This window comes from Galbitalea sp. SE-J8 (assembly GCF_030345695.1).
Taxonomy (GTDB): Bacteria; Actinomycetota; Actinomycetes; order Actinomycetales; family Microbacteriaceae; genus JAUASV01.
Genome location: NZ_JAUASV010000019.1, coordinates 42,048 through 59,129 on the forward strand (window position 1 = coordinate 42,048; position 17,082 = coordinate 59,129).

At 69.7% G+C, this 17,082-nt stretch carries 19 protein-coding genes and 1 tRNA gene; 13 read left to right on the forward strand and 7 right to left on the reverse strand.

Features of this window, described 5'->3' with window-relative positions:
- Window position 1: 1 nt before the first annotated feature.
- The 3 genes from ygfZ to QT381_RS12200 form a co-directional block, all read right to left on the reverse strand.
- Entirely contained in the window at window positions 2-1,096 is a 1,095-nt protein-coding gene (gene ygfZ, locus QT381_RS12190; RefSeq protein WP_289249282.1) for a CAF17-like 4Fe-4S cluster assembly/insertion protein YgfZ, read from the reverse strand.
- A complete protein-coding gene (locus QT381_RS12195; protein WP_289249284.1) occupies window positions 1,093-1,755 on the reverse strand; it encodes a heme-binding beta-barrel domain-containing protein in 663 nt (220 codons plus the stop codon). The genes ygfZ and QT381_RS12195 overlap by 4 nt, the downstream gene beginning before the upstream one ends.
- Window positions 1,756-1,879: 124 nt before the next feature.
- Entirely contained in the window at window positions 1,880-2,137 is a 258-nt protein-coding gene (locus tag QT381_RS12200) for a hypothetical protein (RefSeq protein ID WP_289249285.1), read from the reverse strand.
- A 56-nt stretch (window positions 2,138-2,193) separates the two neighbouring features.
- On the opposite strand from QT381_RS12200, the gene QT381_RS12205 reads away from it, so the two are divergent.
- From QT381_RS12205 to pstB, 11 genes are all read left to right on the forward strand, one after another.
- Window positions 2,194-2,886: a winged helix-turn-helix domain-containing protein gene (locus tag QT381_RS12205; protein WP_289249287.1), complete on the forward strand. Its 693-nt coding sequence runs from the start codon at window positions 2,194-2,196 to the stop codon at window positions 2,884-2,886.
- A gap of 22 nt (window positions 2,887-2,908) precedes the next feature.
- Window positions 2,909-3,727, forward strand: coding sequence for a mycothiol synthase (mshD, locus tag QT381_RS12210; RefSeq protein ID WP_289249331.1), 819 nt, complete (start codon window positions 2,909-2,911; stop codon window positions 3,725-3,727).
- Window positions 3,724-4,575: an NAD-dependent epimerase/dehydratase family protein gene (locus QT381_RS12215; protein WP_289249289.1), complete on the forward strand. Its 852-nt coding sequence runs from the start codon at window positions 3,724-3,726 to the stop codon at window positions 4,573-4,575. The genes mshD and QT381_RS12215 overlap by 4 nt, the downstream gene beginning before the upstream one ends.
- A 268-nt stretch (window positions 4,576-4,843) precedes the next feature.
- Window positions 4,844-5,992: a chymotrypsin family serine protease gene (locus QT381_RS12220; RefSeq protein ID WP_289249290.1), complete on the forward strand. Its 1,149-nt coding sequence runs from the start codon at window positions 4,844-4,846 to the stop codon at window positions 5,990-5,992.
- Window positions 5,993-6,013: 21 nt separating this feature from the next.
- Window positions 6,014-6,424: a hypothetical protein gene (locus QT381_RS12225; protein WP_289249291.1), complete on the forward strand. Its 411-nt coding sequence runs from the start codon at window positions 6,014-6,016 to the stop codon at window positions 6,422-6,424.
- Between the two features lie 251 nt (window positions 6,425-6,675).
- On the forward strand, window positions 6,676-8,850 hold the full coding sequence (locus tag QT381_RS12230; protein WP_289249292.1) for an RNA degradosome polyphosphate kinase: 2,175 nt from the start codon (window positions 6,676-6,678) through the stop codon (window positions 8,848-8,850).
- On the forward strand, window positions 8,847-9,797 hold the full coding sequence (locus QT381_RS12235) for an NUDIX hydrolase (RefSeq protein ID WP_289249293.1): 951 nt from the start codon (window positions 8,847-8,849) through the stop codon (window positions 9,795-9,797). Before QT381_RS12230 ends, QT381_RS12235 begins: the two co-directional genes overlap by 4 nt.
- 145 nt (window positions 9,798-9,942) lie before the next feature.
- The gene (gene pstS, locus QT381_RS12240; protein WP_289249294.1) at window positions 9,943-11,055 is read left to right on the forward strand and encodes a phosphate ABC transporter substrate-binding protein PstS; all 1,113 of its coding nucleotides are present in this window, start codon (window positions 9,943-9,945) and stop codon (window positions 11,053-11,055) included.
- 141 nt (window positions 11,056-11,196) lie between these two features.
- Window positions 11,197-12,138, forward strand: a complete 942-nt coding sequence (gene pstC, locus QT381_RS12245; RefSeq protein WP_289249298.1) for a phosphate ABC transporter permease subunit PstC — start codon at window positions 11,197-11,199, stop codon at window positions 12,136-12,138.
- Window positions 12,138-13,220 carry a phosphate ABC transporter permease PstA gene (pstA, locus tag QT381_RS12250; protein WP_289249303.1) on the forward strand — a complete coding sequence of 361 codons (1,083 nt, stop codon included), beginning with the start codon at window positions 12,138-12,140 and terminating at the stop codon, window positions 13,218-13,220. The genes pstC and pstA overlap by 1 nt, the downstream gene beginning before the upstream one ends.
- A gap of 16 nt (window positions 13,221-13,236) precedes the next feature.
- On the forward strand, window positions 13,237-14,016 hold the full coding sequence (pstB, locus tag QT381_RS12255) for a phosphate ABC transporter ATP-binding protein PstB (protein ID WP_289249304.1): 780 nt from the start codon (window positions 13,237-13,239) through the stop codon (window positions 14,014-14,016).
- 157 nt (window positions 14,017-14,173) lie between these two features.
- On the opposite strand, the gene QT381_RS12260 is transcribed toward pstB, so the two are convergent.
- Entirely contained in the window at window positions 14,174-14,803 is a 630-nt protein-coding gene (locus QT381_RS12260; RefSeq protein ID WP_289249305.1) for a DNA-directed RNA polymerase subunit beta, read from the reverse strand.
- Window positions 14,804-14,829: 26 nt separating this feature from the next.
- Between QT381_RS12260 and QT381_RS12265 the strand changes: the two genes are divergently transcribed.
- A tRNA-Lys gene (locus QT381_RS12265) sits at window positions 14,830-14,902 on the forward strand.
- Between the two features lies 1 nt (window position 14,903).
- Here QT381_RS12265 and QT381_RS12270 read toward each other — a convergent pair.
- Window positions 14,904-15,470, reverse strand: coding sequence for a DUF433 domain-containing protein (locus QT381_RS12270; protein ID WP_353889777.1), 567 nt, complete (start codon window positions 15,468-15,470; stop codon window positions 14,904-14,906).
- Window positions 15,471-15,481: 11 nt separating this feature from the next.
- Window positions 15,482-16,081 (reverse strand): TetR/AcrR family transcriptional regulator, encoded by a 600-nt coding sequence (locus QT381_RS12275; RefSeq protein ID WP_289249307.1) that lies wholly within the window; start codon window positions 16,079-16,081, stop codon window positions 15,482-15,484.
- A 60-nt stretch (window positions 16,082-16,141) separates the two neighbouring features.
- Between QT381_RS12275 and QT381_RS12280 the strand changes: the two genes are divergently transcribed.
- Window positions 16,142-16,684, forward strand: coding sequence for a hypothetical protein (locus QT381_RS12280; RefSeq protein WP_289249308.1), 543 nt, complete (start codon window positions 16,142-16,144; stop codon window positions 16,682-16,684).
- Here the strand turns inward: QT381_RS12280 and QT381_RS12285 are convergent.
- Window positions 16,681-17,040 (reverse strand): DoxX family protein, encoded by a 360-nt coding sequence (locus QT381_RS12285; RefSeq protein WP_289249309.1) that lies wholly within the window; start codon window positions 17,038-17,040, stop codon window positions 16,681-16,683. The genes QT381_RS12280 and QT381_RS12285 overlap by 4 nt on opposite strands.
- Between the last annotated feature and the right edge of the window lie 42 nt (window positions 17,041-17,082).

The following is a 17,082-nucleotide window of genomic DNA, read 5'->3' on the forward strand; positions in this document are numbered from 1 at the left end:
ATCAGCGGGCGCCGAGGCGCTTGAGGCGCGGCACGTCGGCCGTCGCACCCGCGTCCGGGGGCACGACGATCTCCTGCGCGGCGGCGACCAGGGCGCCGTCGGACGTGGCGACGACGAGGTCGGCCGCGGCATCCGTCGAGCGCTTGACGACAGCGAGCGCGATCGGGCCGAGCTCGTGGTGCCGCGCGGCTGCCGTGACGCGCCCGACGACCGTGTCGCCGAGGCGCACCTCGTCGCCCGGTGCGGGGAGCACGCCCTGCGAGCCGTCGAGGTGCAGCTGCACGAGGCGGCGCGGCGGATGCCCGAGGTTGTGCACCTTCGCCACCGTCTCCTGACCGCGGTAGCAGCCCTTCGCGAGGTGCACGGCGCTGCGCAGCCAGTCGGTCTCGTGCGGGATCGACGTCGCGTCGACCTCCGTCGCGAGCCGCGGACGCCACGCGGCGATCCGCAGCGCCTCGAGCGCGAGCGTGCCGGCTACGGGCAGCGCGGCGAACGCGTCGAGCCGATCGCGCTCGACGAGCAGCTCCCGGTAGGACCAGTCGGATGCCGGGTGCTCCGCCCGCGCGTACGACCAGCCCCCGGGCTGCACGGCCGCCCACGGGTCGACCCAGACGAGCGGCACGCCGTTCGGCGCGGCGGCTGCGACGCCGTCCCCGGACAGGTCGGCCGGGTCGCCGAACGCCCCGACGGTCGCGAACTCGGCCGAGCGGTCGGCGACCTCCACGCGGAGCATGAACCGCATCCGGTTCAGCCACGCCGCGAGCGGCTCGGCCTGGCCCGGGTCGACGAGCAGCCAGGTCGTGACGCCGTCGTCGACGACGCGCAGGGCGAACTCGATGCGTCCGCTCGGGTCGAGCTGCAGCGTCTCGGCGGAGACGCCCGACGCGAGCTTCGCGACGGCCTGCGAGGTGAGCGAGTCGAGCCAGCTGAGCCGGTCCGGCCCGGTGACGGTCACCACGCCCCGGTCGGAGAGGTCGACGACGGCGCGCCCGGCGGCGAGGCGGCGCTGCTCCGGCACGGGCTCGCCGTAGTGCTCGGGCGGCGCACCGACGGCGCCGGGCAGCCGCGCGAACGGGGACGTCGCGGCGGCGCTCATTCGAGGCGCTCCAGGGTTCCGGACGCGTGCGACGCGAGCCCCTGGCCGAGCGCGGCGATGTCCCACGCCCACAGCAGTCGGCCCTCGACGAGCCCGAGCAGGCGCGTGGCCGCGGTGTAGTCCTTGGCGTGCGCTGTGCGCACCACGGCATCCGTCGCGAGGTCGATGCGGGGCCCGGCGACCTGGCCGAGGTAGAGCTCGCCGATGCCGTCGGGATGCACGATCTGCGCCTCGACGCCGAACGCGCCGTTCGGCAGCCGCAGCCGCTCGACGTCGTCCGCGGTCACCGCGACCGGCGGAGCGGTGGGCGGCAGCAGCCCCGGACCCGGCTCGTCGGCACGGATGTCGCGGGCGAGCCGCCAGTAGCCGAGCTCCGACGCGAACGGCGTCCGCCGCGCGCCCCCGTCCGCGAGCGCGCCCCGCTCGTCCAGCGCGTCGCCAGCGTCGCCCGAGGCGCCCGACGGCTCCAGCAGCCACGTCGTCGACGAGTAGTTGAGGTACGGCAGGCCGTCGTGGCTGAAGGACACGCGGTGGCCGACCTCGAGCGACAGCGTCTCGTCGCCGACGCCGTAGTGCACGACGGCGGTGCCCTCCCAGAGCCCGACGAGCCAGGAGAGCGGAACGAGCTCCGGGGGGAGGGTGCCGTCGATCTCGATCACGAGATCAGCGCTGACCCCGGAACAGGTTGTAGAGCACGAGCGCGGACACGCCCGCGATCGTGAGCGTCGCGAGCACGAGGAGGCCGACGAAGAACAGCTCCAGCGCGAGGTACATGCCGTCAGCCTACGCGACCGCGAAGGCGACCGCCGTGGCCGCGCCGAGCACCACGACGGCGCCCGTCACGCTGACCATGACGCGGGTCACGAAGCCCTCGCGACGACGGATGCCGAGCTGCACCAGGAACGCCGCGATCGTCGCGAGCGCGAGCACGATCGGGAACCAGGTGAGCACGCCCTCAACCGGCCGCAGCACGAGCACGAGAGCCGCGCCGAGGGCCGCGAGCGCCCAGATCGGCGCGATGCTCGCCCATTGCCACGTCACTGGCCCATCGTAAGGGGCTACATATACTGTCGCGTAGGCACTTTGGAGGACATCGCGTGGCCCAGCTGTTGATCCTGACCGGTGCGGCGGACATCGACGTCCTGCCCGCACTGGGGCTTCTCAGCCACAAGGTCCGGACGATCCCGGCCGAACCGGCGTCGCTCGTCAACGCCCCGAGCGCGGACCTCATCCTCGTCGACGCGCGCCACGACCTCGCGAGCGCGAAGAGCCTGTGCAAGATCCTCGGCACAACGGGCACGACCGTGCCAATCATCCTGATCCTCACCGAGGGCGGCCTCACGGCGGTCTCGGTGGACTGGGGCGTCGACGACGTCATCCTCGAGGGCTCCGGTCCCGCGGAGGCGGATGCCCGCATCCGTCTCGCCCTCGGGCGCCACGCGGCGCAGCAGTCGAGCTCGAAGATCCAGGCGTCGGGCGTCGTCATCGACGAGGCGTCGTACTCGGCGAAGGTGCACGGCCGGCCGCTCGACCTCACGTTCAAGGAGTTCGAGCTGCTGCGCTTCCTCGCGACGCACCCCTCTCGGGTCTTCACCCGCGAGCAGCTGCTCAGCGAGGTCTGGGGCTACGACTACTTCGGCGGCACGCGCACGGTCGACGTGCACGTGCGGCGCCTGCGCGCGAAGCTCGGCGACCTCGAGTCGCTCATCGGCACGGTGCGCAACGTCGGCTACCGCTTCAACGTCTACGAGGACGAAGGCGAGCGGTTCCCTGCCGTCCTCTCCTCCTGATCCCTTCGACCGGCTCGGCTGGCTGCCCGAGCTGATCGGGGCGGCCCGCGCGGCCGACGGCCATCCGCCGTTCAGCGACCGGGCACTCGTCGACCTGCGCACGGGCGCGAAGCAGCTCGTGACGATCGACGACGTCGCCGCGGCGATCGTGAGCGACACCGAGGCCGAGCTCGTGGTGCACCCGGACGCGCGGCGCCGCGGATACGGCACCGAGCTCGTCGAGACGGTGCTGACGGATGCCGCCCCCGGCCTGCTGGCGTGGGCGCACGGCGACGGCGCAGCGGCACGCGCGCTCGCCGAGCGGTTCGGGTTCGAGCCCGTGCGGCGGCTGCTGTTGCTCACGGCGCAGGTGCCGGATGCCTCTCCCGCGCCCCGCGGCGCGGCGCCCGCGGGCGTCACGATCCGGGCGTTCCGTCCCGAGCGCGACGCGGACGCCTGGGTCGCGCTCAACGCCCGCGCGTTCGCCGCGCACCCCGAGCAGGGCCGCGTGACGCGCGCCGACCTCGCCGAGCTCGAGGCGGAGCCGTGGTTCGACGCGAGCGCGTTCCTGCTCGCCTGGCGCGGCCGGACGCTCGTCGGCTACTGCTGGCTGAAACTCGGCGACGACGACGGCGAGATCTACGTGCTCGGCGTCGCACCCGAGGAGCAGGGCGCGGGTCTCGGCCGCGCCCTGCTCGCGGCGGGGCTCGACGAGCTCGCGCGCCGCGGCATCCGCTCCTCGTCGCTCTACGTCGAGGCCGACAACGCGGTCGCGCTCGCGCTCTACGAGCGGGCCGGTTTCCGCGAGACGTCCGCGGACGTGCAGTACCGGTGGCGTCCGGGCGCGAGGATCGGCGCATGAGGATCCTCGTCACCGGCGCCAGCGGCAAGCTCGGCGCCGTCGTCTCGTCCGAGCTCGCCGCCGAGGGGCACGAGGTGGTGCGCGCGGATGTCGCGGGCGCCCGCGCAGAGGACTTCGTGCGCGTCGACCTCACCGACTACGGCCAGGTCGCCGACGTGCTCGCGGGCCTCGACGACCGGTACGCGCGGCTCGACGCCGTCGTGCACCTCGGAGCGATCTCCGCGCCGGGCCTCGCCCCCGACGCCGCCACGTTCCACAACAACCTCACCGCGACGTTCAACGTGTTCCAGGGGGCGCGGCGGGCCGGCATCCGTCGCATCGTCTACGCGTCGAGCGAGACCGTGCTCGGCCTGCCCTTCGAGACGCCGCCGCCCTACGTGCCCGTCGACGAGCGCTACCCGACGCGTCCCGAGTCCACCTACTCGCTCGTCAAGCACCTCGAGGAGGAGCTCGCGGGCAAGCTCTCACGCTGGGACGCGAGCCTGAGCATCACCGCGCTGCGCTTCTCGAACGTCATGGTGCCCGCCGACTACGCCGAGTTCGAGAGCTGGCAGCACGAGCCCGCGCGCCGGGCGTGGAACCTGTGGGGCTACATCGACGCGCGCGACGGCGCCCACGCGGTGAGCCGGGCGCTCCAGGTCGCCGCGCCCGGGTTCGACCGGTTCGTCATCGCCGCGGCGGACACCGTGATGCGCCGGCCGAGCGCCGAGCTGCTCGACGAGTTCTTCCCGGATGTCGCGCGCACCCGCGCGATCGAGGGTCGCGAGACGCTGCTCGGCATCGATCACGCCCGCGAGGTGCTCGGCTACGCGCCGCAGCACTCCTGGCTGGACTCGCGATTCGAGTAGCGAAGCGCGCCCGCGGCTCGAGCGCTTGCTTTCCATCAACTATTCCGCACACTCCGGCGTCTGAAGAGAATCCTTGACACACGCTGACCGTCGGTCGCATGATTCTTGACAACCCGAGACTTGATGAACCAGGGAGGGTGTCATGCGCCGGAGTGCCATCGCGACGGCCATATTATCTCTGTCGATCACAGCGATTGCCGCGAGCGGCCCTACGCAAGCATCTTCGAACCCACCGTTCGCGACCTCGTCCGACGTCCGAGCTCAGGACTTGGAAGCCCAGTCATACGCGCGCGACCTCGCCATCACCGTCGATGCGGCAAAAACTCGCCTCGCGTTCCAAGGGGAACTGGCGCAGGTGATGGGCAAGTTACGCGAGGCCGCAGGATCGCGTCTCATTGGCGCGACTCTACAGGAAGCAGATACCCCAAGAATTGCGCTGAAAATCACCGAAGGCGACATTCCCAAGGCGATCGAAGACGCAATGGAACCAGTCTCGCAGTATGTCGATATCAGCGTGCTGGACCAACCCTCGTTCGCCTCCGAGCAATCCGTCATCGACACGCACCTGAAGGACTGGGTGATCAAGCACCCGCAAATTATGGGCGTCTACATCGAAGAGACTAGCGGCACAGTCGTTTTTAACACGACTCCGAACACCGATGCTGCTTCGCTGGTTCGGGACCTTCAAGGCGATGGGCTTGATGGAATACCCGTGCGGATATACGTAAGCGAGGTAGCGATTGCCGAAGACGGCGTCAATGGCGGTGTCGATATGCAAGACAATACCGCGGGCGGAACGTGCACGGCGGGATTTTCAGTGCGCGACACCAGCCAGTCGACCCTTGTCACCGGTCTGCTCACGGCTCAGCATTGCTGGAATGCTTCTGGCTCGTGGAGTTGGCGAAGCATGGCCGGGGCACTTTCCTCGGTGAGCTACCGAGGCGGCTATCTGGGGGCAAATGAAGACGTGGCGTGGGAGCACGCTTCCACAACGGCCACCTCAAGTTTCTACAATTCCACATCCACGACGCTCACACTGGGCGATCGCGAGGTACGCGCGAACATGCCCGGGCGCTACGTGTGTCACATGGGGGCGGTCACCGACGATAGTTGCGGCTGGGTGACTTCCGCCAGCTATGCACCCACCTACTCGGGCGCTTGCGGCCCGGTTACGTGCGCGTCGACGTGGGGTTACATGCTCGGGGGAATGCATGGCGCATCCTCGTTGAAGTGTTACAACGGCGACAGCGGCGGCCCGTTTTACTCGACCAGCTATAACAGCGGAATCCCTACCGCCTACGGACTTTACAAGGGGCAGAGTACGTACGGCGTCAATCCGGCAGATTGCGATTGGCTCACGTTCATGCCGATTGGCTATTACAATCAGCATCTCACTATCGACCTTCGGTTCAACTGACGATTGAGCTCCCAGGAAATCATGCATTCTGCGTTCTCCACACCCGCCTTCAAGAGTCAGGTCCGCATCGTGGCTACACAGCCGTTGAAATTGAGTTCTGCCGCCGCCAGCATCCTGATCGCTGCGATCATCGTTCTTGGATGTATTGCCGTTGGGCAATTGAGCCGTGCGATGGCGGCGCCCACTCCTCTCTCCGCGACCATTCCTTCAAATCAGCCATTACAAACAGTCGTCGACTCGCACATAAGCATGTGGGTAAGAGATCAACCCAGCATTGTCGGCGTGTACGTCGATGAGCAGGCGGGTGTAATTCACATTAATCTCAGCAAGAATCACATGATCGCAGAAGTTCGAAATTATCTTCGAGATTCCGTGTCGCCATTGAGCCTACGATTCGTGCTGACCAACTCGGATGCTCCAGTCGGCGACTAAGTGGATATATAGTCCTGGGCGGTAATTCTCGTCCGCCTTCGGCCGACGTAGGCGTTGGCATGGAGACAGCCGCGCCCGAGCCGAGTCGCTGCTCGGCATCGACCACGCCCGCGAGGTGCTCGGCTACGAGCCGCAGCACTCCTGGCTGGACGCCATTGCTGGCTGAGAAGGCGCGCCGGCGCGGTCTCGAAGCCGGGGTCGCACAGACGGCTGTCACACCCCGTTAACCACGCCGGTGGCATAGTGGCCCAATGGACAGCGACATCGCCACGGAGGCCGCCGTCGAGGGCAGCGGCGCGCTCGACGAGTACGAGGGCGAGGAATCGACGGCGAGCGCCGACGCCGACCTGCCCACGGACCGGTTCCTCGACCGGGAGCTCAGCTGGCTCGCCTTCAACCAGCGCGTGCTCGAGCTCGCCGAGGACCCGCGCACGCCACTGCTCGAGCGCGCCAACTTCCTCGCGATCTTCGCCTCGAACCTCGACGAGTTCTTCATGGTGCGGGTCGCGGGCCTCAAGCGCCGCATCGAGACCGGGCTCGCCGTGCCGACGAACATCGGCACCCCGCCCGAGGAGGTGCTCGCCGCGGTCAACGCGAAGGCGCACGAGCTGCAGATGCGCCACGCGCTCGCGTTCCGAGACCTCGTCAAGCCCGCGCTCGACGAGCAGGGCATCCACATCGAGACCTGGGCCGACCTCGACGAGACCGACCGCGCGCGCGTCGACGACGTGTTCGCGGGCCAGATCTTCCCGGTGCTGATGCCGCTCGCGGTGGACCCGGCGCATCCGTTCCCCTACATCTCCGGTCTCTCGCTCAACCTCAGCGTGCGCGTGCGCAACCCGAAGACCGAGAAGGTCGAGTTCGCGCGCCTCAAGGTGCCGACGAACCTGCCGCGCTTCGTGCAGCTGCCGGATGACGGCTCGGGCCGCCTGCGCTACATCCCGCTCGAAGACCTCATCTCCAACCACCTGCAGGACCTCTTCCCGGGGATGCAGGTGCTCGAGCACCACGAGTTCCGGGTGACCCGCAACGAGGACGTCGAGATCGAGGAGGACGAGACCGAGAGCCTCATCCAGGCGCTCGAGAAGCAGCTGCTCAACCGCCGCTTCGGCCCGCCCATCCGGCTCGAGATCACCGACGACATGGACGACCTGACCCTCGGGCTGCTCGTGCGCGAGCTCGGCGTCACCGACCAGGAGGTCTACCGGCTGCCGGCGCCGCTCGACCAGTCCGGCCTGTTCCAGCTCACCCGGCTCGAGCGTCCGGGCCTCAAGTACGCGAAGCACGTGCCGACGACCGCGGTGCAGCTGCTGCCGAGCGAGCCGAACGCCAAGCCCGACGTGTTCGCGTCGGTCGCGCGCGGCGACATCCTGCTGCACCATCCGTACGAGTCGTTCTCGACGAGCGTGCAGACCTTCCTCGAGCAGGCCGCGGCCGACCCCAACGTGCTCGCCATCAAGCAGACGCTGTACCGCACGTCGGGCGACAGCCCCATCGTCGAGGCGCTCATCGACGCCGCCGAGGCGGGCAAGCAGGTGCTCGCGCTCGTCGAGATCAAGGCGCGCTTCGACGAGCAGAACAACATCGACTGGGCCCGCAAGCTCGAGAAGGCCGGCGTGCACGTCGTCTACGGCCTGGTCGGGCTCAAGACGCACTGCAAGCTCGCGCTCGTCGTGCGGCAGGAGGGGCACAAGCTCACCCACTACAGCCACATCGGCACGGGCAACTACAACCCCAAGACGAGCCGCATCTACGAGGACCTCGGTCTGCTCACCGCCGACGACCAGGTCGGCAAGGACCTCACCCGGCTGTTCAACGAGCTCAGCGGCTACGCGATCGAGAAGAAGTTCAAGCGCCTGCTCGTCGCCCCGCGCTACCTGCGCCGCGGGCTGCTCAAGGCCATCGACACGGAGATCGCGAACGCGCGCGCCGGGCGCGACAGCGGAATCCGCATCAAGGTCAACTCGATCGTCGACGAGGCCATCATCGACGGCCTCTACCGGGCGAGCCAGGCGGGCGTGCCGGTCGACATCGTGGTGCGCGGCATCTGCGGCATCCGTCCCGGCGTGCCGGGGCTGAGCGAGAACATCCGCGTGCGCTCGATCCTCGGCCGCTACCTCGAGCACAGCCGCATCTTCGCGTTCACGAACGACGGCGACCCGCAGGTGTGGATCGGCTCGAGCGACATGATGCACCGCAACCTGGACCGCCGCGTCGAGGCGCTCGTGCGCCTCACCTCGCCCGCGCACCTCGCCGAGGTCGACGACATCTTCGCGAAGGCGCTCTCGCCCGGCACCGCCTCGTGGTGGCTCGACGCCGACGGCTCGTGGGAACGTCACGTGGACGGCACCGACGGCACTAGCCTCGAGGACATGCAGGATGCGCTCATGAAGCAGATCTCGCAGCGGAAGCGCGCCCTGCGGTGAGCTCCGCGGCCACCCCGCCCGTGCTCGCCGCGGGAGCCGTCTGCTGGCGTCTCGTCGACGGCAAGCCCCGCGTGCTGCTCGTGCACCGCGCCGCGCGCGCCGACGTGTCCCTGCCGAAGGGCAAGGTCGACCCGGGCGAGACCCTGCCGCAGACCGCGAAGCGCGAGGTCGCGGAGGAGACCGGACTGCGCGTCGACCTCGGCGCACCGCTCGGCGACATCCGTTACAAGCTCGCGAACGGCCGCGACAAGGTCGTCTACTACTGGGCGGCGGAGGTCGCCGAGCACGCGCTCGAGCTCGCGTCGTTCGTTCCGAACGACGAGATCGCGAGCCTCGAGTGGGTGCCGCTCGCCAAGGCGCGCAAGAAGCTCAGCTACCCGTACGACGCGGATGTGCTCGACCGGTTCGCCGACCGGTTCGACCGCGGCGTCGCGCGCACCTTCGCGATCGTCGTGCTGCGGCACGGCAAGGCCGTCCCGGCCGACGCGTGGGACGGCGCGGATGCCACCCGCCCGCTGCTGCAGCGCGGCAACGACCAGGCGGTGAACGTCGCACCCGGCATCGCGGCGTTCGCGCCCGCGAAGCTCATCAGCTCGACGGCGGTGCGCTGCCGGTCGACCATCGCGCCCCTCGCCGGCTACCTCGGCGAGCCCGTCAAGGAGACCGCGGCGATCAGCCAGGACTCGTTCGAGTACGGCCAGGCGGATGTCGCGGGCGTCGTCGCGAAGCGCCTCGCGAAGTGCCGCACCACCGTGCTGTGCAGCCACGGGCCGGTCATCCCGGAGATCCTCGGCGAGATCGCGCGGCAGTCGCACAGCCCGCGGAGCGCGGCGCTCGGCCGCGCCTCGTCGCTCGGCACGGGCGAGTTCGCGGTCGTGCACCTCTCGATCGCCGATCCCGCCGCGGGCATCGTGGCGGTCGAGACGCACGGCCCCGCGCTCGCCTGAACCCGCCGGCCGCACCCGGATGTTGGTCCCGCGTTAACCGTCCGTTCACCATTCCGGGAGTGGATGGTCACCGCGTTCGGCTTCCGTGAAGCCTGCGGGTCAGCACCGGCCCGCCGATGCATTTCGACTCCCGAAGGGAAACCCGTTGAACACGGTTCTCACCGCCAAGCGCTTCGGTGCGCTGGCTGCGCTCGCTGTCGCGAGCACGTTCGTCCTCTCCGCATGTGCCGCCAACGAGGAGGCCCCGGCCGACAACGGCGGCGCCTCGAACAGCGCCTCGGCTCTCTCCGGCGACTTCGCGGGCTCCGGCTCGTCCGCCCAGAAGGCCGCGCAGGAGGCCTGGATCGCGAGCTTCCAGACCGCCAACCCCGACGTGACCATCACGTACGACCCGGCCGGCTCGGGCGCGGGCCGCGCCAACTTCATCTCGGGCGCCGTGCAGTTCGCGGGCTCCGACTCGTACCTCTCCGACAAGGAGCTCCAGGGCACGTTCGCCGCGTGCACGCCCGACACCGACGTGTTCGAGGTGCCGGACTACATCTCCCCGATCGCCGTGGTCTTCAACGTCGACGGCGTCGACGACCTGAACCTCGACGCGGCCACGATCGCGGGCATCTTCAAGGGCACGATCACCAAGTGGAACGACAAGGCGATCGCCGCGCTCAACCCGGACGCCGACCTGCCGGATGCCACGATCACCTCCGTGCACCGCTCGGACGACTCGGGCACCACGAAGAACTTCACGGACTACCTGCACCAGACCGCTCCCGACGTGTGGGACGCGGATGCGGCGGACACGTTCCCCTACGACGCCGGTGACGGTGCGCAGGGCACCGCGGGCGTCATCGACGCGGTGACCAACGGCACCAACACGATCGGCTACGCCGACTTCTCGGCCGCCGGCGACCTCAGCATCGCGAGCGTCAAGGTCGGCGACGAGTTCGTCGCGCCGAGCGCCGACGGCGCGGCCGCGGTCGTCGAGGAGTCGGACCCGGTCGCCGGCCGCACCGACAGCGACCTCGCGATCGCGATCAACCGCACCACGACCGACCCGTCGCACTACCCGCTCGTGCTCGTCTCCTACCTGATCGGCTGCGACTCGTACGCGGACGCGAAGGCGGGCGCGTTCGTGAAGGCGTACGCGCAGTACATCACGAGCGCCGACGGCCAGTCGACGGCGGCCTCGGCCGCGGGTTCCGCGCCGCTCTCGGACGTCCTGGCCGGCAAGGTCGCGACCGTCCTCGACGGCATCAAGTAACACCGCTGCACCCCTGACGGGTCGTCCCGCGGCGTGCGATTGCACGCGGCGGGGCGGCCCGTCAGACTGGGGGATGACCGGCGGAGCCGCGCCATCGCCACCCCGATCTCGCACGAGCCGAACGGGCACAGGAAGAACCGAATGACCACCACTGCCGGCCCGCGTCCGCGTGCAAAGGTCCGCCTCGCGGACGTGCTCTTCTCGGGCACAGCCCGAGTCGCGGGCATCCTCATCCTCGTCGCCCTCGCCGCCGTCGCGATCTTCCTGCTCGCTCAGGCGCTCCCGGCGCTCGTCGCCGACCCGGCCGACTACGGCAGCCACGCCGCGAACTTCCTCGGCTATGTGCTGCCGCTCGTGTTCGGCACGATCTGGGCCGCGTTCCTCGCCGTGCTCATCGCCTTCCCGATCTCGATGGGCATCGCCCTCTTCATCTCGCACTACGCCCCGCGGCGCCTCGCCCAGGGGCTCGGCTACATCATCGACCTGCTCGCGGCCGTACCGTCCGTCGTGTTCGGCCTGTGGGGCGTCCAGGTGCTCGCCCCCGCGGTGAAGCCGCTCTACGCGTGGCTCGCCGACCACCTCGGCTGGATCTTCCTGTTCGCGCCGCCGGCATCCGGAACCGGTCGCACCGTGCTCACGGTCGCGGTCGTGCTCGCCGTCATGATCATCCCGATCATCACCTCGATCTCGCGCGAGATCTTCCTGCAGACCCCCGTGCTGCACCAGGAGGCGGCGCTCGCCCTGGGTGCGACGCGCTGGGAGATGATCCGGATGGCGGTGCTGCCGTTCGGGCGGTCCGGCATCGTCTCGGCCACGATGCTCGGTCTCGGCCGGGCCCTCGGCGAGACGCTCGTCGTCGCGATGGTGCTCAGTCCGAAGGACTTCATCAGCTTCGTGCTGACGAGCTCGAACAACACGGCGACCATCGCGGGCAACATCGCCCTCAACTTCCCCGAGGCCTCCGGCATCGGCGTGAACGCGCTCATCGCCACCGGCCTCGTGCTCTTCGTCATCACGCTCGCGATCAACTCGGTCGCGCGCTACGTCGTCAACCGCCGCAAGGCGTTCTCGGGAGCGAACTGATGGCCACCGTCACCGCGGGCTCCGCGATACCGAACGCCCTGGCGAGCGGGCGACTGCCGAAGTGGGCGCCGTGGGCGCTCCTCGGCGCGTCCTGGGTGGCCGCGATCATCGTGTTCGCGCTCCTCACGGCCGGCGCGCACTCGGACTTCAACATCGTGGGCGCGATCCTCGTCGGCACCATCGCCTTCGACGTGCTGCTGGTGGTGCTGTCGCGCCTCGTCGAGGGCGCCCGCCAGGCCACGAACCGGCTCGTGACCTCGCTCGTCTCGACGGCCTTCATCGTCGCGCTGCTGCCGCTCGTCTCGCTGCTCTACACGGTCATCGCGAAGGGACTCGCGCGATTCGACATCGAGTTCTTCACCTACTCGATGCGCAACGTCGTGGGCGCGGGCGGCGGTGCGCTGCACGCCATCGTCGGCACACTGCTCATCACGCTCGGCGCGACGATCATCTCGGTGCCGGTCGGACTGCTCACGTCGATCTACCTCGTCGAATACGGCCGCGGCAGCCTCGCACGGGCCATCACGTTCTTCGTCGACGTCATGACCGGCATCCCGTCGATCGTGGCCGGCCTGTTCGCGGTCGCGTTCTTCAGCCTCATCCTGGGTGACCCCGGCATCCGTTTCGGCTTCGGCGGTTCCGTGGCGCTCTCGCTGCTCATGATCCCGACGGTCGTGCGCTCGAGCGAGGAGATGCTGCGCATCGTGCCGAACGAGCTGCGCGAGGCCGCGTACGCGCTCGGCGTGCCCAAGTGGCTCACGATCCTCAAGGTGGTGCTGCCGACCTCCGTCGCGGGCATCGCGACCGGTGTCACGCTCGCGATCAGCCGAGTGATCGGCGAGACGGCCCCGCTGCTGCTGATCTGCGGCTACGCCACGAGCATGAACACCAACCTGTTCGCGAACCGGATGATGACCCTCCCGGTCTTCGTCTACAGCCAGTACGCGCAGCCCGGCACCCCGCAGCAGCCCTACTTCGACCGCGCCTGGACCGCCGCGCTCACTCTCATCCTCATCGTCATGGCGCTCAACCTCATCGCGCGCCTCATCGCCAGAATCTTCTCGCCCAAGCTCGGGCGATAACCCGGGAGACCCATCCATGTCGAAGCGCATCGAGGTCAACGACCTCAACGTCTACTACGGCAAGTTCCACGCCGTCGAGGACGTCTCGCTCACCATCGAGCCCCGCACCGTCACGGCCTTCATCGGTCCGTCCGGATGCGGCAAGTCCACCTTCCTGCGCACGCTCAACCGCATGCACGAGGTCATCCCGGGCGCCTACGTCGAGGGCGAGGTGCTCATCGACGGCAACAACCTCTACGGCCCGGGCGTCGACCCGGTGCTCGTGCGCCGGCAGGTGGGCATGGTGTTCCAGCGCCCGAACCCGTTCCCGACCATGAGCATCCGCGACAACGTGCTCGCGGGCGTCAAGCTCAACAACAAGCGGATGGCGCGCAGCGACGCCGACGGACTCGTCGAGAAGTCGCTCAAGGGCGCCAACCTCTGGAACGAGGTCAAGGACCGCCTCGACAAGCCCGGCTCGGGTCTCTCCGGCGGTCAGCAGCAGCGTCTGTGCATCGCGCGCGCGATCGCCGTCTCCCCCGAGGTCATCCTCATGGACGAGCCCTGCTCGGCCCTCGACCCGATCTCGACGCTCGCCATCGAGGATCTCATCGAGGAGCTCAAGACCGAGTACACGATCGTCATCGTGACCCACAACATGCAGCAGGCGAGCCGGGTCAGCGACAAGACGGCGTTCTTCAACATCGCCGGCACGGGCAAGCCCGGCAAGCTCATCGAGTACGACGACACCACGACGATCTTCTCGAACCCGAGCGTGCAGGCCACCGAGGACTACGTCTCGGGCAAGTTCGGATAAGTGCCGGACCGCGGAAACGCCTCTCGGCGCATGTCCGCTCGAAGCGGCTGAAGGTGGAGCCCGGGGTTACCGCGGCCCGGCCGTTCCAGCGTAGTCGCCCGACGCGTGTCGGCCGCTCCCGTTCACCGCTCGCGAACTCGGCACCGCGTCCGCAGGGTCAGTCGAGCCCGCCGTCGGCCTGCACGCGAGCGGATGCCGCGAGCTCGTCCGCCATGATCGACAGGCGCAGCGCTCGGGTCGTCAGCTCCGCCGCGCGGGACTCGTCGGAGCGCTCGGCGGCGGCCGCCGCATCCGTGCATCCGGCCGACTCGACGCGGCAGAACGCGGCGGCACGATCGAGCGCGACGGCGAGATCGCCGCGGAACACGCCCCGCAGGATGCGGTCGGCGAGCTCGATGACCTCCGCCGGCCCCGTCGGCAGCGCGGCGCCGGCCACGACGGTGTCGATCGTGGGGATCACCTCGGTGCCGCGCTGGAAGAGCCAGGCCACCTCATCCGGGTGCTGGGTGATCATCGCGCGGAGTAGGTAGATGCGCCACAGCGCCCCGGGCAGCGAGACGGGCAGAGCGCGCGCCCAGAGCTCGGCCACCGCGTCGATTCCGTGCTCGTCGGTGTAGTGCACGAGCCGCTCGACGACCTGGTCGTCGTCGGTCTCCCGCACCCGGCTGACGAGCGCGTGCGCCGTGTCGCGGGCGACGCGCAGCACGTGCGCCGGATCCTCCCCGCCCGCGTACGCCTCGAACCGCTCGCTCGGGAAGCGCGTCGGTCGGTGGAAGTCGTCGCTCATCGCGACAACGCTACGCTGGTCGCCACGGGCCTGTAGCTCAGTTGGCAGAGCATCGGACTTTTAATCCGCGGGTCGTGGGTTCGAGCCCCACCGGGCCCACTCACGTGTCGGGGACGTCGGCGATCGTCTCGCCGGCGGCGATGCGGTCGAGCACATCGTCGACGCGGACGCCGTACTCGGTGAGGGTCGGCTGGTCGAAGTTGATCTCCGGGTCGATGGTCGTCTCCGTGCCGAACGCGCGCGGAATGCACACCTGCCCGATGTACCCATCGCGGTACTCGACGTGCTTGAGGTGCTCCCGGACGACTTCACCAAAGGCGGCCTGGCCGTTCCGGACAACGACGAGTCGGTTGTCGTCGAATGTCGCGTCCTCCTGGCGGAGGTCCCAGAGGATCCCGGCACCGTCGGTCTTCAGCCGGTCGCTCGCGAGCGCGTGCTCGATGCCGATCTCGGTCCGCAGTCGCTCACGTGCCGGCCGGATGCGCGCGACCGGGACGCCCGCCTTTGTGAAGGCGCGCACGATCCACGCCTCGGCTGGGCCTACGAAGGGGACCGTGTACCCGCGGCCGGGCCGCTCGACGGTGATGAACGCGGGCTTTCGGTTCCCGGACGTCGTTGTGCAGCCGCTCGCCCAGTGGTTGAACGTCGACTGCGGCAGACCCAGCAACGCGCGCGATGTCAGTCGGCCTCGAACGCCGCGACCACGCTGTCGTCGAGCGCACGCCGAGCGGCACGGATGGCGGCCGCGTCGGCCGGCGGCAGGCAGGCGCCCTTCACGACGAGCACGACGAGCGCCGCGAGCGGCCGAGCCCGCCGGGCCGGCAGCGGATGCAGCATCGCCTGCACCGCCCCGCGCCAGGTGGTCTCGGCCGTCGCGACGGCCTCGGCGACGGCGGAATCGTGCGCCGCCTCCAGGGCGACCTCCGCGAGCACGCGCGCGAGCGCCGGATCGCGATCGAGGAGACCGAAGACGGCATCCAGGTGCGCGCGTAGGCGCTGCCGCGGAGCCGGAAGGTCGGGCGGCGCCGCGTGCTCGGCGAACCGATCGTGCGCGCGCGCGACGACGGCGCGCACAAGGTCGGTCTTGCTGCTCAGGTGGTAGTGCACGGTCGCGATGTTGACCCCGGCCTCGCGGGCGACGTCCCGCATCCGCAGGCCGGCGATCCCGCTCTCCGCGACGCACCGGAAGGCCGCATCGACGATCTGCTCCCGGCGGGTCGGCGCGGCGGGGGCGGGCGCGGTCGCGACCGGCACGGTGCGCTCCGCGGGAACAGGCATGACGGCATCCTACGCGGCACGGCGTACACTTCCAATCAATCACTTGATTGGAGACGGATGATGACCGAGCAGCGAGCGGTGCCGCAGCAGAGCGCACAGACTCAGCACAGCGCCCACACCCGGCAGAACGCACAGGCCCGGCGGAGCGCACGGCCGGGTCGGGGCCAGCGGGCGCTCAACGTCGTGATGCGCGCCGTGCTGAGCACGCCCGGACTCCACCGCGCGGTCAGCGACCGGGTGCTCGTGCTCGACGTCATCGGCCGCGCCTCCGGCCGGCGGTACCGCATCCCGGTGGGCTACACGCCGACCGCGGACGGGCTGCTCATCGGCACCGCCGGCCGGTGGCGCCGCAACCTCGTCCCGGGTCAGCCGATTCGTGTGGTCGTGGGGCGCTGCGCGCGATCGATGGTCGCGGACGTGATCACCGACGAGGCCGAATGCGCCCGGCTGTACCGGGACATCCTGGCCCACAACCCCGTGCACGGTCGCTACGCGGGAATCGGCGTCGGGGCCGACGGCGCACCCCGGCCGGACGAGCTCCGAGCGGCTCTCGCCCGGGGCATCGCCGTCGTGCGACTTCGCCCCGCGGCCCCGGGCGCCTAGCGCCAGTGCTCGGCGAGCGTCAGGGCGAGGGCGGCGGCGTTGAGCGCCAGGAGGAATCCGGCGAAGCCGAACTGGGCCGAGACGTCCTTGGCCATGACGTGGGTGTACATCGCGCAGACGAAGAAGACGACGAGCCCGGATGCCGCGGCGACGCCGACGGCGGGCAGCCACAGCCCGGCGAGCAGGCCGAGGGCGCCGAGCACCTTGAGGGTCCCGATCGGGAACCGGAGCCAGGACACCGGCACGCCGGCGGCGCGCATGCCGGGCATGATCGGGGCGAAATGGGCGAGAGCCGCCACGCCGGAGAAGCCGTCGATGACGATGGCGGCGAGCGTGACGATCAGATACGCGGTCATGATGCTCACTGTATGTGATCATCACAGCCAATGGCAATACCC

What these genes read in the sequence shown, in the direction of transcription:
- ygfZ (WP_289249282.1), bottom strand. Translation starts at nt 1,096, where the DNA reads ATGAGCGCCGCCGCGACGTCCCCGTTCGCGCGGCTGCCCGGCGCCGTC.
- QT381_RS12215 (WP_289249289.1), top strand. Translation starts at nt 3,724, where the DNA reads ATGAGGATCCTCGTCACCGGCGCCAGCGGCAAGCTCGGCGCCGTCGTC.
- QT381_RS12225 (WP_289249291.1), top strand. Translation starts at nt 6,014, where the DNA reads ATGCATTCTGCGTTCTCCACACCCGCCTTCAAGAGTCAGGTCCGCATC.
- QT381_RS12230 (WP_289249292.1), top strand. Translation starts at nt 6,676, where the DNA reads ATGGACAGCGACATCGCCACGGAGGCCGCCGTCGAGGGCAGCGGCGCG.
- pstC (WP_289249298.1), top strand. Translation starts at nt 11,197, where the DNA reads ATGACCACCACTGCCGGCCCGCGTCCGCGTGCAAAGGTCCGCCTCGCG.
- pstA (WP_289249303.1), top strand. Translation starts at nt 12,138, where the DNA reads ATGGCCACCGTCACCGCGGGCTCCGCGATACCGAACGCCCTGGCGAGC.
- pstB (WP_289249304.1), top strand. Translation starts at nt 13,237, where the DNA reads ATGTCGAAGCGCATCGAGGTCAACGACCTCAACGTCTACTACGGCAAG.
- QT381_RS12260 (WP_289249305.1), bottom strand. Translation starts at nt 14,803, where the DNA reads ATGAGCGACGACTTCCACCGACCGACGCGCTTCCCGAGCGAGCGGTTC.
- QT381_RS12275 (WP_289249307.1), bottom strand. Translation starts at nt 16,081, where the DNA reads ATGCCTGTTCCCGCGGAGCGCACCGTGCCGGTCGCGACCGCGCCCGCC.
- QT381_RS12280 (WP_289249308.1), top strand. Translation starts at nt 16,142, where the DNA reads ATGACCGAGCAGCGAGCGGTGCCGCAGCAGAGCGCACAGACTCAGCAC.
- QT381_RS12285 (WP_289249309.1), bottom strand. Translation starts at nt 17,040, where the DNA reads ATGACCGCGTATCTGATCGTCACGCTCGCCGCCATCGTCATCGACGGC.